14 protein-coding genes are annotated in these 15,947 nt (G+C 53.4%); 7 read left to right on the top strand and 7 right to left on the bottom strand.

Features of this window, described 5'->3' with window-relative positions:
- Positions 1-310: 310 nt before the first annotated feature.
- The 3 genes from uvrD (at position 311) to AQS70_RS05670 (ending at position 4,096) form a co-directional block, all read left to right on the top strand.
- Positions 311-2,491: a DNA helicase II gene (uvrD, locus tag AQS70_RS05680; protein WP_055101931.1), complete on the top strand. Its 2,181-nt coding sequence runs from the start codon at positions 311-313 to the stop codon at positions 2,489-2,491.
- Between the two features lie 209 nt (positions 2,492-2,700).
- The gene (locus tag AQS70_RS05675) at positions 2,701-3,552 is read left to right on the top strand and encodes a Tim44 domain-containing protein (protein ID WP_055101930.1); all 852 of its coding nucleotides are present in this window, start codon (positions 2,701-2,703) and stop codon (positions 3,550-3,552) included.
- Between the two features lie 136 nt (positions 3,553-3,688).
- Positions 3,689-4,096: an SMI1/KNR4 family protein gene (locus AQS70_RS05670; RefSeq protein ID WP_055101929.1), complete on the top strand. Its 408-nt coding sequence runs from the start codon at positions 3,689-3,691 to the stop codon at positions 4,094-4,096.
- Positions 4,097-4,318: 222 nt separating this feature from the next.
- Here the strand turns inward: AQS70_RS05670 and AQS70_RS05665 are convergent, their stop codons facing one another.
- Complete coding sequence (locus tag AQS70_RS05665; protein WP_055101928.1) at positions 4,319-6,079, bottom strand: cation:proton antiporter; 1,761 nt, start codon at positions 6,077-6,079, stop codon at positions 4,319-4,321.
- 290 nt (positions 6,080-6,369) lie between these two features.
- On the opposite strand from AQS70_RS05665, the gene AQS70_RS05660 reads away from it, so the two are divergent.
- Positions 6,370-6,855, top strand: a complete 486-nt coding sequence (locus AQS70_RS05660) for an acyl-CoA thioesterase (RefSeq protein WP_055101943.1) — start codon at positions 6,370-6,372, stop codon at positions 6,853-6,855.
- 116 nt (positions 6,856-6,971) lie between these two features.
- On the opposite strand, the gene pdxY is transcribed toward AQS70_RS05660, so the two are convergent.
- Entirely contained in the window at positions 6,972-7,844 is an 873-nt protein-coding gene (gene pdxY, locus AQS70_RS05655; protein WP_055101927.1) for a pyridoxal kinase PdxY, read from the bottom strand.
- A 113-nt stretch (positions 7,845-7,957) separates the two neighbouring features.
- On the opposite strand from pdxY, the gene AQS70_RS05650 reads away from it, so the two are divergent.
- The gene (locus AQS70_RS05650) at positions 7,958-8,365 is read left to right on the top strand and encodes a DUF3301 domain-containing protein (RefSeq protein ID WP_055101926.1); all 408 of its coding nucleotides are present in this window, start codon (positions 7,958-7,960) and stop codon (positions 8,363-8,365) included.
- A 179-nt stretch (positions 8,366-8,544) separates the two neighbouring features.
- Here AQS70_RS05650 and AQS70_RS05645 read toward each other — a convergent pair whose 3' ends face one another.
- Genes AQS70_RS05645 through zigA form a run of 3 tightly spaced genes read right to left on the bottom strand, consistent with a single transcriptional unit; the run spans position 8,545 to position 11,427 of the window.
- Entirely contained in the window at positions 8,545-9,531 is a 987-nt protein-coding gene (locus AQS70_RS05645) for a CobW family GTP-binding protein (protein ID WP_055101942.1), read from the bottom strand.
- A 40-nt stretch (positions 9,532-9,571) separates the two neighbouring features.
- A complete protein-coding gene (locus tag AQS70_RS05640) occupies positions 9,572-10,222 on the bottom strand; it encodes a DUF1826 domain-containing protein (protein WP_055101925.1) in 651 nt (216 codons plus the stop codon).
- Positions 10,219-11,427, bottom strand: a complete 1,209-nt coding sequence (gene zigA, locus AQS70_RS05635) for a zinc metallochaperone GTPase ZigA (protein ID WP_055101924.1) — start codon at positions 11,425-11,427, stop codon at positions 10,219-10,221. Before zigA ends, AQS70_RS05640 begins: the two co-directional genes overlap by 4 nt.
- 146 nt (positions 11,428-11,573) lie before the next feature.
- Here zigA and folE2 point away from each other — a divergent pair, with 146 nt between their 5' ends.
- Positions 11,574-12,470, top strand: a complete 897-nt coding sequence (gene folE2 / locus AQS70_RS05630) for a GTP cyclohydrolase FolE2 (RefSeq protein ID WP_055101923.1) — start codon at positions 11,574-11,576, stop codon at positions 12,468-12,470.
- A 51-nt stretch (positions 12,471-12,521) separates the two neighbouring features.
- Here the strand turns inward: folE2 and AQS70_RS05625 are convergent, their stop codons facing one another.
- Entirely contained in the window at positions 12,522-13,040 is a 519-nt protein-coding gene (locus tag AQS70_RS05625) for a DUF3617 domain-containing protein (RefSeq protein WP_055101922.1), read from the bottom strand.
- 134 nt (positions 13,041-13,174) lie between these two features.
- Here AQS70_RS05625 and cls point away from each other — a divergent pair, with 134 nt between their 5' ends.
- Entirely contained in the window at positions 13,175-14,614 is a 1,440-nt protein-coding gene (gene cls, locus AQS70_RS05620) for a cardiolipin synthase (RefSeq protein WP_055101921.1), read from the top strand.
- Between the two features lie 64 nt (positions 14,615-14,678).
- On the opposite strand, the gene cfaB is transcribed toward cls, so the two are convergent.
- On the bottom strand, positions 14,679-15,860 hold the full coding sequence (gene cfaB, locus AQS70_RS05615; RefSeq protein WP_055101920.1) for a C17 cyclopropane fatty acid synthase CfaB: 1,182 nt from the start codon (positions 15,858-15,860) through the stop codon (positions 14,679-14,681).
- Positions 15,861-15,947: the final 87 nt, after the last annotated feature.

The raw sequence follows: 15,947 nt of genomic DNA, 5'->3' as shown, positions 1-15,947 counted from the left end.
CACCTAGCAGCGCCAGAAGAATCCCAAACCCTAAGCCGGAATTAATCCCCAACGAGGTAAAACTCTGATTCATCGGCAACGTTCTTATTTAAGGGAGAAGAGCCAAAAAGTCGCCTGAGCATACACAAGCGATGCCCACGACCAAACGAAGAGATGTCAAAAAATAGACGATTTTTTTGCACTTAACTAATACGCCAGCCTCTTGGCGTGTCGACACTCTTTTTTGACGTTCAGTCTAAAGCCGCGACAGACGGCCAGACAGAACTGGATTGGGGTTTGCCCGGTTTGAGCCAGCACCCTAGAATGCGCCATGCGCGAAGATCTCTCTCTCTTGTTAAATTCCCTCAACGATGCCCAACGTCAGGCCGTCACGGCCAGTATTGGCCGTCAGTTGGTTCTGGCCGGCGCAGGTTCCGGCAAAACCCGTGTGCTGGTGCACCGTATCGCTTGGTTGATCCAAGTCGAAAACGCGTCCCCACACTCCGTGCTGTCGGTGACGTTCACCAACAAGGCCGCTGCCGAGATGCGTCATCGTATTGAGCAGCTCATGGGTATCAACCCGGCCGGCATGTGGGTCGGCACATTCCACGGCCTGGCGCACCGCCTGCTTCGGGCTCACTGGCAAGAAGCCGGTTTGAGCCAGACTTTCCAGATTCTCGACAGTGATGACCAACAACGTTTGGTCAAACGTGTGATTCGCGAGCTGGGGCTGGATGAACAGCGCTGGCCAGTGCGTCAGGCACAGTGGTTTATCAACGGCCAGAAAGACGAAGGTCTGCGCCCACAACATATTCAAGCCAGCGGCGATTTGTTCCTGGGCACCATGCGCAGCATTTATGAAGCCTATGAGGCCGCGTGCCTGCGCGCAGGTGTGATCGACTTTTCTGAACTGCTGCTGCGTGCCCTCGATTTGTGGCGCGACCACCCGGGCTTGCTCGAGCATTATCAAAAACGCTTCCGACACATTCTCGTCGACGAGTTCCAAGACACCAACGCCGTGCAATACGCGTGGCTGCGGCTACTGGCTAAAGGTGGCGACAGCTTGATGGTGGTGGGCGATGACGATCAGTCGATTTACGGCTGGCGCGGCGCCAAGATTGAGAACATCTACCAGTACTCGACCGACTTCCCGGACGCCGAAACCATTCGTCTGGAGCAAAACTATCGCTCTACGGCGGGCATCCTCAAAGCCGCCAACGCCCTAATTGCTAACAACAGCGGACGCATGGGCAAAGAGCTGTGGACCGATGGCAGTGATGGCGAAGCGATCAATTTGTACGCCGCCTTCAACGAACATGATGAAGCACGCTATGTGGTCGAAACCATTCAGAGCGCTCTGAACACCGGCCTTGCGCGCAACGACATCGCTATTTTGTATCGCTCCAACGCCCAATCGCGGGTACTCGAAGAGGCGTTGCTGCGCGAGCGCATCCCCTACCGCATTTATGGCGGTCAGCGCTTCTTTGAACGCGCAGAAATTAAAAACGCGATGGCCTATTTGCGCTTGCTCGAAGGCCGCGGCAATGATGCCGCACTGGAACGAGTGATCAATGTGCCAGCGCGTGGGATCGGTGAAAAAACAGTCGAGGCTATTCGCGAACACGCACGGCACAGCAATGTGTCGATGTGGGAGGCCATGCGCTTGCTGATCGCCAACAAAGCCTTGCCCGGTCGGGCCTCTGGCGCCATCGCAGGCTTTATTGAGCTGATCGAGAACTTGGCAGCCAAAGTCATGGATCAGCCGCTGCACCTGATGACCCAAACCGTAATCGAACAAAGTGGGCTGATTGCCTACCACGAGGCGGAAAAAGGCGAAAAAGGCCAGGCTCGGGTAGAAAACCTTGAGGAGCTGGTGAGCGCGGCGCGCAACTTCGAAAGCGCTGAAGAAGACGAAGAACTGTCACCTTTAGCAGCCTTCTTGGGTCATGCGTCGTTGGAAGCCGGTGATACTCAGGCCGAAGACCATGAAGACGGCATTCAGCTGATGACGCTGCACAGCGCCAAAGGTTTGGAGTTCCCGTATGTGTTCCTAGTGGGCATGGAAGAAGGCTTGTTCCCGCACAAGATGAGCTTGGAAGAACCTGGCCGTCTTGAGGAGGAGCGTCGGCTGGCCTATGTGGGCATTACCCGAGCGATGCACAATCTGGTGATGACCTATGCAGAAACCCGACGCCTTTATGGTGCAGAAACCTACAACAAGGTTTCGCGCTTCGTCCGTGAAATACCAAAAGGTCTGATCCAAGAAGTGCGTCTGTCAAACAGTGTCAGTCGCCCTTTCGGTGGTCAGAAGCAAGGGGCAAGTACACTGTTTGGCGGTTCGGACATTCCGGAAACCGAATTCAAACTCGGCCAATTGGTTAAGCACGCCGTTTTTGGTGAAGGCGTGATCCTTAATTTTGAAGGCGCGGGCGCACAAGCACGGGTGCAGGTGAACTTCCCTGATGGTAGCAAGTGGCTGATGATGGGCTACGCCAAGCTAGAGGCAATCTGAAGGAACACCCTGTGTAAGAGCGAGCTTGTGCCGCGATCTTTTAAACATTCAAAAGATCGCGACACAAGCTCGCTCTTACAGGTATTACTCAATTGTAGGACTCCTCCTACGCCTAATTAGGCAAAAGCCCGAAACATTTCACTACTAGCCAGTCACACCTCACCTGTGCAACATGGCGCGCGTGTCATCCACAAATGGGAACCCCCTTTATGAAACGTTTTCTTAGCATCGCCATGGCGCTGTGCATCGGTTTAACGATGAGCATCGACGCGAACGCCAAGCGCTTCGGCGGCGGCAAAAGCGCAGGTGCAGCGCCGAGCCACCAAACTCGTCAAGCCGCTCCAGCTGCAGCTCCTGCTGCTGCCGCAGGCGCTGCAGGCGCAGCTGCTAAAGCCGGCGGTGCTTCCCGCTGGCTTGGCCCTCTGGCTGGCCTCGCGGCTGGCGGCCTACTGGCCTCCATGTTCATGGGCGATGGCTTCCAGGGCATGCAGTTCTTCGACATCTTGATCATGGCGGTCATCGCCTTCCTGATCTTCCGCTTCATTTCCGCTCGTCGCCGCAAGCAACAAGCTGACATGGCGCCAGCCGGCCACGCGCCAATGCAACGCGAAGTATTCGAGCAAAAGCCAGCAATGGGCTCGATCTTTGGCGGTTCTGCCGCACCTGCTGCTCGCCCGGTGATCAACGCACCGGCGTGGTTCAACGAGCAGAGCTTCTTGGACGCTGCGCGTAATCATTTCCAATCCCTGCAACAGCATTGGGATGCCAACGAAATGGATAAAATCTCCGAGTTCGTGACCCCGCAAATGCTTGAGTTCCTCAAGCGCGAGCGTGCTGAGCTGGGCGACGGCTTCCAGTCGACTTACATCGACGACCTGCAGGTACAGCTTGAAGGTGTAGATGATCGCGCCGACAAAACGATCGCGACTCTGACCTTCAGCGGCGTATCGAAAAACTCGCGTTTCGACCAAGGCGAAGCGTTCAGCGAAAGCTGGAACATGGAGCGCCCACAAGGCGAGAACCAGCCTTGGCTGGTTGCCGGTATCCGCCAGAACGGCTGATCCCTCAGGCATCACATGTTGTAACCAAAGCCCCGGACTTGTCCGGGGCTTTGCATTTCACGATTACACGCGTTACCAGCTAATGTATAAAGCGCGTCATATAAACCGCGCCATATAGAGTATGAGGATTGAGGTCGTGGAAGAAATTATCGAACAATTGCGTGAAGCCAACGAACCTGTGCCTGTTCCTCTGGAACTGCCTGACGAAGACCAACTGGTCGAAATCGAAGAACAACTGTTCATCGACATTCCTTTCGTCTTCAGAGAATTTTTGCTGACGGTTAGCGACGTTGTGTACGGCAGTCTGGAGCCGGTCACAGTGACCGACCCTCAGTCGCATACTTACCTACCGGATGTGGCAGCTAACGCTTGGGATGCCGGTGTTGACCGCAGCCTGATCCCGATCTGCCAAGACGGCGACGACTACTACTGCGTCGAAGAAGACGGCACCGTGGTGCTGTGGTCTGGCGAAGAAGAGCTACTGACTGAAGAAACTTGGGAGTCTGTCTGGCACTGGGCACGGGACGTCTGGCTGGAGAGCTAATCCCAACGAAACAGTAGCAACTGTGTTCTCAAGCTAAATGCGCGCCAGCATCGGTGCATCCAAGTGACGACACAAAAAAGATCACAAAGATGGACTGTAGGAGCTGCCGTAGGCTGCGATCTTTTGTTTTTTAATGCTCAAAAGATCGCGAGCAATCGAGCGTCGACCGGCTGCTCCTACAGGAAGCAACAGCAGCGCCGGTTGCTGTCGCAGCAACTCAGGTTAGTGCCCGCCCTCCTTGTGGTTATCCAGCGTCTCCAGTAACGCGACCTGCATACGCGTATGAATGCGCACAAACCAACGCCACAACACCGCTGCAACCCCCGCCGCCACCACCGCAATCACGATTAGCAACTCATTGGTGGGCAATATGCTCGCTGACAGAGCCGACAGCAGCAGAAAAATCATCAACAACGACAAAATCGGAATTACTTCGGCGATCACCCGACGAACGCGCTGGGTGTGCCTGCCAGCCATTTCCGGCTTAACGCCCATTTCCGCCAGCAACATCGACAGCGCTTTAAGCTTGCGATAGGCCGCGATTAAGAATGGCAGCGACAGCAACAAAGCAAAGCCCCAAATCATCGCTTTTTGCCAGCCTGGCTCTAGAATCCAGCCCTGTAGATAACTCGCGATCCGCGGGGCGAAATAGCCGCCCGCAAAGAAGATAGCGATAACCAAAGCCAAGTTAACGCCCACCTGTAGCAATATTTTACGGATCATTGCGGCGAGTAAGGCGCCCTCACCTTGCGGCTGAATGCTGCGCAACCATTCGCCATACAACCCAAAAACCCGAGAAACACGCTTTGGCACAACGTGCGCTAGCTTGAGCGAGAGCGGATCTGCGGCCCGAATCAGGTAAGGCGTCATCAAGGTAGTCAGAACCGATACAGCGACCGCTACGGGGTACAGGAAGCTGCTGGTGACCTGTAAGGTCATGCCCAGCGCCGCAATGATGAATGAGAACTCTCCAATCTGCGAAAGCCCCATCCCAACCCGCAGAGAGGTTCGTCCGTCATTACCTGCGATAAATGCGCCAAGCCCACAGGACAGCATCTTGCCCAGCACCACGGCGATGGTGATCACCACGATCGGTAGCGCATATTCCAACAAAATCACAGGGTCGAGCATCAGCCCGATGGCGACAAAAAAGATGGCGCTGAACAGATCACGTACAGGCTCTATCAAGCGTTCGATTTTCAGTAGCTGACGCGACTCGGCCATGATCGCACCGATCAAGAAGGCTCCCAGTACCATGCTGTATTCCAGCCTGACCACCAGCAGGCAAAAGCCGAAACACAGCCCCAGCACGGTAATCAGTAGCATTTCGTTGCTCTCGAACCGAGCAACATAGGCCAGCACTCTCGGCACCAACAAAATGCCTATCACCAGCGCCACGATCATAAACAGTGACAGCTTGCCGACCGTCGAAAAAACCTCTTCGGGGCTGACACTGCCGCTGACGGCAATACTCGACAGCAAGGCAATGATCCCAATGCCCAAAATGTCCTCAACAATCAGCACGCCAAAAATCAGCTGAGCAAATCGCTCGTTTTTCATCTTCAGATCGTTAAGCGCTTTAACGATGATTGTGGTCGAGGAGATCGCCAAAATCGCGCCCAAAAACAGCGAGTCCATGGTACTCCAGTCGAACCAACGACCGATTTCGTAACCGATCCAGATCATCAGCGTAATTTCCATGAACGCTGCGATAAACGCTGTAGCTCCGACCTTAAACAATTTGCGCAGGCTAAATTCCAGCCCCAAGCAAAACATCAAAAAAATAACCCCAAGTTCGGCTAAGGTTTTGATGGTTTCTTCATCGTGAATCAAGCCAAAAGGCGGGGTGTGCGGGCCGATAATGAAACCAGCCACGATGTAACCCAATACCACCGGCTGCTTGAACCGGTGGAACAGAATAGTCACCACGCCTGCGACCAACATGATGACTGCCAAATCCTGGATAAAGCTGATGGCATGCATGGCGTGACGCTCCTTAGAAAATTTTTGCCCAGCAACAAAACGACAAACCCAGCTTGGTAAGCTGCGCATCTCGATTGATATAAATATAGGATTGTCCGCACAACGGACTTTTACACGCTAGCACCGCGACTTCTGGCTAAAAGCCAGTGCAATATATGGAAACAGATACGACAGGGCGTGACGACAGCCAAAACAGCAGCGTCCCGTTATTAACTGTTTCAAAAAATCACAAGGTATCCGCAGAGATACTCATCATTCCAACGCTGCCACACAACCACGAGCCTGATGCTATGGAACCCGGAAACTCCCAATTGTCGATGACGGTCTTGATGACCCCGGACATGGCCAACTTTTCTGGCAATGTTCACGGTGGAACCCTACTCAAGTACCTCGACGAAGTCGCTTATGCCTGCGCTAGCCGCTATGCAGGGCGTTATGTGGTCACGTTGTCGGTAGACCAAGTAATTTTTCGTGAGCCGGTGCATGTCGGCGAACTGGTGACCTTTCTTGCGTCGGTCAACTACACCGGCAATACCTCGATGGAAGTCGGTATCAAAGTGGTCACCGAAAATATTCGTGAGCGGTCAGTGCGCCACAGTAATAGTTGCTTCTTCACCATGGTCGCGGTAGATGACGATCGTAAACCAGCCGCTGTGCCGCCTCTGCAGCCGCAGAGCAGTGAAGATAAGCGTCGTTTTGTTCAGGGTAAGCAACGTCGCTTAATCCGTCAGGAACTGGAACAACGCTATCGCGAATTGAAAGACGAAACGCTGTAAAAATACCCCCGCCTAGATATCTGATCCTGTAGGAGCGAGCTTGCTCGCGATCTTTTGATTTTAAAAAAAGATCGCAGCCTTCGGCTGTTCCTACAGGGTATTCAGGGGTAACCAGCTCACATATTGATAGGCACAGCCTCAAAGCGCACTCGCGGGTGAGCAATACGATCTTGTGCACGCACCAACTGCAACTCATAGCTGCTGCAAGCTTGGGTTTCGAGCAGTACTTCATGCACCGCTGATGCCGTGAACTCAAACGCCGCCACCAGGCTGTCACCGAGCAGCACACGTGCTAGGAACAATCCAGACGTCAGATCGCCCACGCCCACAGGCTGACGCGGGAAGGCCAACAATGGCCGACGCAGGTGCCAGTTGCCGTTGCCGGTCACCAGCAGCATTTCAAAACTCTCTGCTGGCTTACCCGGATAAGACAAATGCTTCACCAACACAGCTTTTGGACCACGCGCCAACAGGCTGCGCGCCATCGCTAGGCAATCTAAGAGCGATTGCGGCTGGCGGCCACAAAAGCTGTCCAGCTCCAACTGGTTAGGGCACAAGAAATCAGCGACGGCTGCCGCTTCGTCGAGCAGAAAATCACTGACCTCTTGCGGCACGATACAACCCTTCTCTGGATGCCCCATGACCGGGTCACAGAGATAAAGCGCGTTCGGGTTGGTGGCCTTAATGCGCGCCACACCCCGCAGAATCGCCCGCCCTTGGGCGGCACTGCCTAAGTAGCCGGACAGTACGGCATCGCAATGACCCAACTCGCCAATCGCCGCTATCCCCTCAACCAGCGCAGGAATTTGCTCAGGAGCCAACACTTCTCCCGCCCACTGACCATACTGAGTGTGGTTGGAGAACTGCACCGTGTTCAACGGCCAAACATTTACCCCGACACGCTGCATAGGAAACACGGCTGCGCTGTTGCCGGCATGGCCGAAAACCACGTGGGATTGGATGGCGAGTAAGTGAGGTGTACGTTTCATGCCGGATTCCAGACTGCAAGTGGATTCAAGGCACGCAGTATGCGGCTAAACACAACCTGTACGACAGGCTGAAGACACAGTTAAGCTGAACCTAATTTGTTGGAGCACACCGAATGCTGACCCTGGGAAATATGTTTGTGCTGATGCTGTTGGCAACCGGCGCCGCTTGGCTGTGGCATAACCACGGGCTGCGTGAGCGTGCGCTAGGCCGGGTCAAGCAACACTGCCGAAAACTCGACATTGAGTTACTGGATGACAATGTGGCGCTTAAAAAAATCGGCTTCATCGCTGATGCCAACGGTCACAAGCGCTTGGCCCGTGTGTATAACTTCGAATTCACCGTCACCGGTGATCAACGTCATACCGGCACCATCACTCAATTTGGAGCCCACAGCGCCAAAATCGACTTACCGCCCTACCCGGTCAAACCCGAGGCGCAAGCCCAACCAGACGTTGTACACAGCGCTCAGGTGATTGAACTCAGCCAATGGCGGCAGGAACACAGCAAGACTCGCCACTGACGAGCAGAGTTATCGGGGTTCTTAGCCTCTATTGAGCTGTGGATAACTCCTCTAAAACCCTTGATATAGAGCCTTCGCAAGGGATCACACTAGGAATATTTCCTACGAACAGCTTTAATTGTAGGACAATTTTACCAGTACAAAACCACTGTAAATACAGCCTTACAAGAGCACTTCCCTCATTCTGCCCCCCTAAAAACGCCCTTCATTAAGCAGCTCTCCAGCCCAGCGCGGAGTGAGCTCAGGTCTTGCTGATGAGCAAAGATCAGTTCAATGCGCGAATCTTGGCGCCACTCACTGAATTTCCAGTGCTCCAAAGAGTTATCCACAGAATTACTCGAGAACCAGCCCTCTGCCGTACTGACAACCAGCTTGGCGCGCTGCCAATTCAGGGTGTTTAACCACTGCTGCAGCCGACTCAGATCAAATTGCCGCGAGGCATGCCAACGCCAACCGACGCTCCAGCCTTCTGGCCGGAGTTGAGCCATTTGGATTGGCTTAGACGGGTCGCTAAAAAGACTGTGTATTTCATTAAAATCCTTATAAATCAAAGAGTTATCCACAGGATGAATATTATTCATATCGGCTGAAGGCAGCGCTTTTAAAGGGATTTGGCCCTGCTCAACCCATAAAATCGGGCACTTTGGAAGGCCGTATGCAATCTGCTCACGTTGCTCATTTGGCACACTATTAGATTTATTCATGACCAGTAAACCGGCACTTTCCAAGGCTATTTGCTGGGTTTCGGGCAGCGTTCTGCCCTGAGCCAAGGCATGTGCATCGAGCACCATAACGCAGGGCTGCAACGCCAAAACCCCCAGCCAAGGGGCTTCACTGAGTTGTTTTATTATTTGCGCAGGGTGCCCCAAACCCGAAGGCTCGATAAATAAACGATCGGGTCGGGCCTTGCGCAGCAACCGGCTCAAACCGATCTGAAAAGGCGCTCCGTTGACGCAACACACACACCCTCCTGCCACCTCAGCAATGGCGATGGCGCTCCCACTTGCACTCATCAGCGCCGCATCTAGCCCGATTTGACCAAACTCATTGACCAGTACGGCCCAACGTTCGTGATCGGGCTTTTGTGTCATCAGGTGCTGAATCAGACTGGTTTTGCCGGCGCCTAAAGGCCCGGCAATTACATGGGTAGGAATGTTCTGCAACATCATCGCCAGCTTCTGTTTTGATCGAGAGACGCAATATGCCTCAGGCTAACCAATCCAGGGTCAAAATCAGTCGTCGTTCCCCCTCTGCCAAGGCAGGAGAACGATGAATCAACCCCGCACCTTCGTTGCCTTGCCATTTCTCGCCCTTGAGCAACGCCACCTCACCGGCCTTGATCTGATCAATGTAAGAAGGATTTGTAGGCTCTGCATGCTCTTGGCCTAATTGGCGACGCTCCATTACGCCTTCCTTCAACCACTGACTTCCTTGCCCTGCATAAGTAGTAATAAGTCTTACAGGCACGTGATCGACATGAAACCGCGGGCACATAGCCTTCTCTAAGGCTCTGAGACGCAGTCCAACGCGTTTCGCACCGAGTAAGCACGCATAAGCGCTAACCAACCACGAAATATCAGCAATAAAGCCCTCATAGCCATCTAGATCGTTGAACCGTGAAGCCAAACCGTTGAGGTTGGGTTGAGCGGCTTCATCGGCCAGCTCAAGCACCAACGATTCGGCCAACGGCTCGCCGAGCGAGAGCAATAACGCCGCAAAATGGCTGATGTGCACCGGTAGTTGTCGCTGCCAAATGACCAAATTGACGTCATCACCCACTATCCGGGCCATGACTTGCGGCGCTTGCCCACAGATATGACCCACCAACGGCAGTGCCGTGCGCGCAAGCTGACTCATGCCGCCACCTCTTCATACCAGTCGCCGAAAGGATCATTCAGTTGCTGCCAACCCTCTGCGCCTAAAGCCATTTCTTGGTCAGTGAGCAAGCAAGCATCAAGTTCAGCTGAAAGCAGAGCAAAGTCGATGTGCTGGCCGATAAACACCAGTTCTTGACGGCAATCTGCGGTGTCTGGCAGCCATTTTTTAAGAATTTCAGCCTTGGTTTCTGCGTCTTGCGGCCATTGATCACGGGGTACAAAACGCCACCAACGCCCGGCGAAGCCATAACGCATTAAGCCACCCGCCTGCGACCAACTGCCTGCTTCTTGATACTTGCTGGCCAACCAGAAAAAACCCTTGGAGCGCAGTAATTTACCGTTGGTCCAAGGGCGGTCAACGAAGTTATAAAAACGCTCGGGATGGAATGGGCGACGCGCTCGATAGGCCGTAGAAGCAATACCGTACTCTTCGGTTTCGGGGACGTGCCCACCGCGCAATGCTTGCAGCCAACCCGGCGCTTGGGCCGCCCGTTCAAAGTCAAAACGGCCTGTATGGAGAATTTTGCCCAGAGGCACCTCGCCCATCACCATGGGGATGATTTCGGCCTGAGCATTCAAACGCTCAAGAATGGCGATTAACTCCTGCCGTTCAACGCTGCTAATGAGGTCAATTTTGCTGATCAAAATAACGTCAGCAAACTCAATTTGCTCAATCAGCAAATCGGTGATTGAGCGCTCATCGTCCTCACCCAACGTCTCCCCCCGCGAAGACAGACTTTCTGCTGCTTGGTAGTCCTGTAAGAAATTAACACCATCAACCACTGTAACCATCGTGTCTAGGCGAGCGATATCGGCCAAACTTTGGCCAGAATCATCGCGAAAGGTGAAGGTTTCTGCCACGGGTAACGGCTCTGAAATCCCCGTTGATTCGATCAATAAATAATCAAAGCGGCCATCATTGGCCAGCTTGCTCACTTCTTCCAGTAAGTCTTCGCGCAACGTGCAGCAAATGCAGCCGTTGCTCATTTCCACCAATTTTTCTTCAGCACGATTCAAACTGACGTCCCGCTGAACCTCGCCACCGTCAATGTTGATCTCACTCATGTCGTTGACGATTACCGCCACGCGCAAATCATCACGGTTACGCAAAATGTAATTCAGCAGGGTGCTTTTCCCTGCACCGAGAAAACCAGATAACACGGTCACTGGTAGACGTTTACGCATAGAAGTTCCTCATCCGGGTTGGCAGGTCAAAGCGCCCGCTTGTTGGCTGCCCTGTTTGGGCCTGCCAACAATGATACATTATAACAATACAATCCATCATTTTGTTATCTTGTAACACCAGCCTGCTCCCTCGATGGAAGATCCTTATGAATGCTCTATCCCTCCCCGACATCGCTGCGCAAAATGCCCGACATGCTATTCCACTGGAATGGGTCGGCATGTGCGGCATTGCTCTTCCGATTGTGATCCAAGGTCAAAGACTCACTGCAACAGCCGACGCAGGTGTCAGCCTGGACGACGCAGAAGCACGAGGCATTCATATGTCACGACTATATTTGGCGCTCGAAAAGCTGGAGTCACAGGACCTGAACCCGCTACTTTTGAAAAAAATTTTGCAGCAGTTTCTAGACAGTCACGATGACTTATCGCTCTGTGCTTATCTGAGTATTCATACCCAAGTGTTGCTAAAACGGCCGGCACTGGTCAGCCCATTGAGCGGCTGGAAGACCTACCCGGTGAGCATCAATGCATCCCTGAAAAACGGAATGTTCCACGTGGAACTAAAAATAGAGGTTAACTATTCGTCCACCTGCCCTTGTTCGGCCGCCTTAGCTCGGCAACTTATTCAGCAGCAATTCGTGAGTGACTTTGCCAATAAGCCGCTAAAGCACGATGAGGTGTTGACGTGGTTGGGCAGTTCTCAAGGCATAGTTGCGACGCCCCACAGCCAACGAAGCACTGCGAGCTTGCAGACGGTGCTGAGTAACGATGCACCTTCATTGCCGATCGAATTGATCATTGATGAGGCGGAGCGGGCTTTGGGCACAGCCGTGCAGACCGCGGTGAAACGCGCAGACGAGCAAGCCTTCGCATTAGCCAATGGGCAGAATTTGATGTTTTGCGAAGACGCAGCACGCCGCTTAAATAGGGCGCTAAAGAGGGTGCAGGAGGTGAGAGGTTTTAGGGTGAAGGTCATCCACGCTGAAAGTTTGCACAGCCATGATGCGGTTGCAGAAAGTCACTGGCAGTGGGGAGCGCGCTAAGTCGATGAGATTGCCGCGCTCCACGTGGAACACGCTGCGCGGCAACTCATATTACGATCGGGGCTTAACGGCCCCACAGTTCTGCCCCAACCAAACAGCACGCGTGTCCATACTGCCTTTTTGCTGAACGCCCGTTGCATTGAATGAACCAAGCACGGCTGTGGTGAACTCTCGATCACTGGCAAATGTCGCCACGCCCGCCCCCTGAGCATTTGGACAACTAAAGCGAAACTTCCACTGATTTCCACTACGCTCAGTGATCTGCTGATTGCACCCTGATTTAGGATCGGCCAGCGGAATATCATCCGACTGCACCTGCTCGGGTGTAAGGCACACACGAATACCCTGGCCACCCAACGTAATGCCTTGGCTTTCCAGTTGGGTTTTCATTTGTGGGGTCATCATATTTTGAAACTGGCCTAACATTACCTGAAGGTCTGGCAGTTGCTGGCCGTCTACCTGCATATTAGTCGTTGTCACCTCCCAAAGACCCGGTTGCAGCACTTGAGCTTGGGCCACTGGGATAGACAAACCACACGTTAGAAACACCCCTAGCAGACGAACATTCATTGAGTCACTCCTATGGAATTGTCCGCGTTAGACGTCAAATGAAAGCGAGTGTTGCACTCGAAACCCATTAGGACATTCGCAGCAGAACACGGTCTGTTGTACTGAGCGTTGGACATTGAGGAGTAAGGATACGCATGGATTACTTAGGCCCGCACGTTATTGGTTATCTGATTTTATTGCTCCACAGCTTAGGCTTGATTGCTGCGGTGCACGCGATATTAACCGTCAGAACAGCTCAAGGAGCCATTGCTTGGGCAATGTCACTGTTCTTCATTCCTTACGTCACACTCATCCCCTATCTGATTTTTGGCCGCAGTACCTTCGACGATTACATCAAGGCACGCCGTGAAGCCAATCAGGAAATGCGCGAAGCCATCTCAGATTTAAACTGGCGCCCTTGGGTTGAAGAAGCACTCACCGCACGCAACTCCAAAGCTTATACCTCGCTACGCGCGATGCCCCGGCTGGGTCGGATGCCGTGCTTGGCGAACAACAGTGTGCGTTTATTGATCAATGGCACGGCTACTTTCGACGCTATCTTTAAGGCCATTCGCGCGGCCGAAAAGGTGGTGCTGGTTCAGTTCTTTATCATTCACGACGACAAAATCGGTAAGCAGCTGCAAGCACTGCTGTTGGAAAAAGCCGCCCAAGGCGTCCAGGTGTATGTGCTGTATGACAGCATTGGCAGCCACGCCTTGCCTAAAAGTTACAGTGAGACACTGCGCGCTGGTGGTGTTCAAACCTATGCCTTTGCCACACGCGGTAGCTGGATCAGCCGCTTCCAAGTCAACTTCCGTAACCACCGAAAAGTAGTGGTGGTGGATGGCGTACTTGGTTTTGTCGGCGGGCATAACGTGGGCGATGAGTACTTGGGAGAAAAACCTCCGCTCGCGCCGTGGCGCGACACCCACGTCGAAGTCAGCGGCCCGGTCGTTGCCTGTTTGCAGGAATCATTCGCTGAGGATTGGTACTGGGCATCCCGGCAGTTACCGCCGTTGATCCTTCCCAAGAGCTACCCCGAGAGCGGCATGCTCTGCCAGTTCATGGCCAGCGGCCCGGCCGATCCGTACGAAACCTGCTCGCTGTTTTTCGTCGAAGCCATCCACGCGGCCAATGAACGCGTGTGGATTACATCACCTTACTTTGTGCCCGACGAAGCGGTGTTCTCAGCCTTGCGACTCGCCGTGTTACGCGGGGTCGATGTGCGCATCCTGATACCTTCGCGTCCAGACCATAAGATTGTGTTCGCCGCCTCAAGCCTCTATGCCTTCGAAGCGGTGCGGGCGGGCGTGCGTGTCTTCCGTTATCAACCCGGCTTTATTCATCAGAAAGCAGTACTGGTAGACAACGAGATCAGCGCTATTGGCAGCGCCAACATGGATAACCGCTCGTTCCGCCTTAACTTCGAAGTCATGTTGTTGACGGTCGATCAAGCGTTCGCGACTGAAGTGGAACATATGCTTTTAGATGACTTTGCGCTGGGTCATGAAATCACCAGTGAAGAGATTCAGTCGACCCATCGCTTGCAGCAACTGGGCATGCGTGTAGCTCGACTGGTTTCCCCTATCCTCTAAAACCCATAAAAAAAACCGTGGCGTTAAGACGACACGGTTTTTTAATAACGCTCAAAAAGACAACTTAGCGGTAAATATCTGCACGGGTCGGTGGCAATTCAATTGAGCCATCGGCATGCGGTTTAGTCGCCAATATTTGATCAATGTTGATCCAACCGTGAGTAAAAGCGTAAGCACAACCCGCCAAATAAAGACGCCAGATACGCAATGTTTTCTCAGGGACCATCTTGGTTGCTGCCGCCAAGTTGTTTTCTAGACGCTGGCTCCAATGCTCCAGCGTGCGCGCGTAATGCAGACGCAAGCTTTCGACATCGACTACTTCCAGTCCCGCCTCACTGATCTCAGCGGTAATCATTGAGAGGTGCGGCAACTCGCCATTCGGGAACACATAGCGGTCGATAAAATCCCCGGCTCCACGCCCCACTGGACGCCCGTCGGTGTGCTTGGCGGTAATACCGTGGTTCATCACCAAGCCGCCTTCGCGTACCGCTTTAGAAAGAATCTCGCAGTATTCACGCAGGTTGGCGTGCCCCACATGTTCAAACATACCGACGCTGACAATTTTGTCGAAGCGCCCGTCTTGTGGCAGATCGCGGTAATCGAGCAATTGCAGGTCGACCTTGTCTTGTAGACCTTCGGCCTTCACCCGTTCACGACCCAGCGCCAATTGCTCTTTACTCAAGGTAATTCCAAATACCTTGACCCCAAACTCACGCGCGGCGAAACGCGCCAGCCCGCCCCAACCACAGCCAACGTCCAGTAGGTACTCACCCGGCTTTAGGCGTAGCTTGCGACACAGCAGGCGAAATTTGGCTTGCTGGGCTTCATCGAGAGTTTCTTCGCCAGTCTCAAAATAGCCACAAGAATAGGCCATGTCGCGGTCAAGCCAGAGCTGGTAAAACTCGTTGGACAGGTCGTAATGATAGGAAATAGACGCCGCGTCGATGGCTTTGTCATGGTGAATGCGCGTAGGACGAGTTTCGTCATCCACCACCAGAGCTTGGCTCAACTCATCACACACACGAATCACTTCTTTGACGGAGCCCTCAAGTTCAAGTTTTCCTTCAACAAAAGCGCTACCAAGAAGGTCAAGGCTGGGGTGAGTAAACTCAGCGACGAGTTGCGGATCCTTGACCACAATCGTGACGCTGGGCTCAGGCCCTAGATCGAACTGGTTCCCATCCCAGAGCTTAAGGCGTAACGGCAGTTGAAGTTTCTGTAAAGCCGGTGGCAGTTGCGCGAGCATCAGTGAGTCCTCCTTCAATTCAGACATCGAAACTATAGGGTAGCCGATTAACACAAACTGTCAGCACGGTGAGCTGACAACTAAGCG

The organism is Pseudomonas endophytica (assembly GCF_001411475.1).
GTDB classification, from domain to species: Bacteria; Pseudomonadota; Gammaproteobacteria; order Pseudomonadales; family Pseudomonadaceae; genus Aquipseudomonas; species Aquipseudomonas endophytica.
This window is presented reverse-complemented; position numbering and strand designations above follow the sequence as displayed.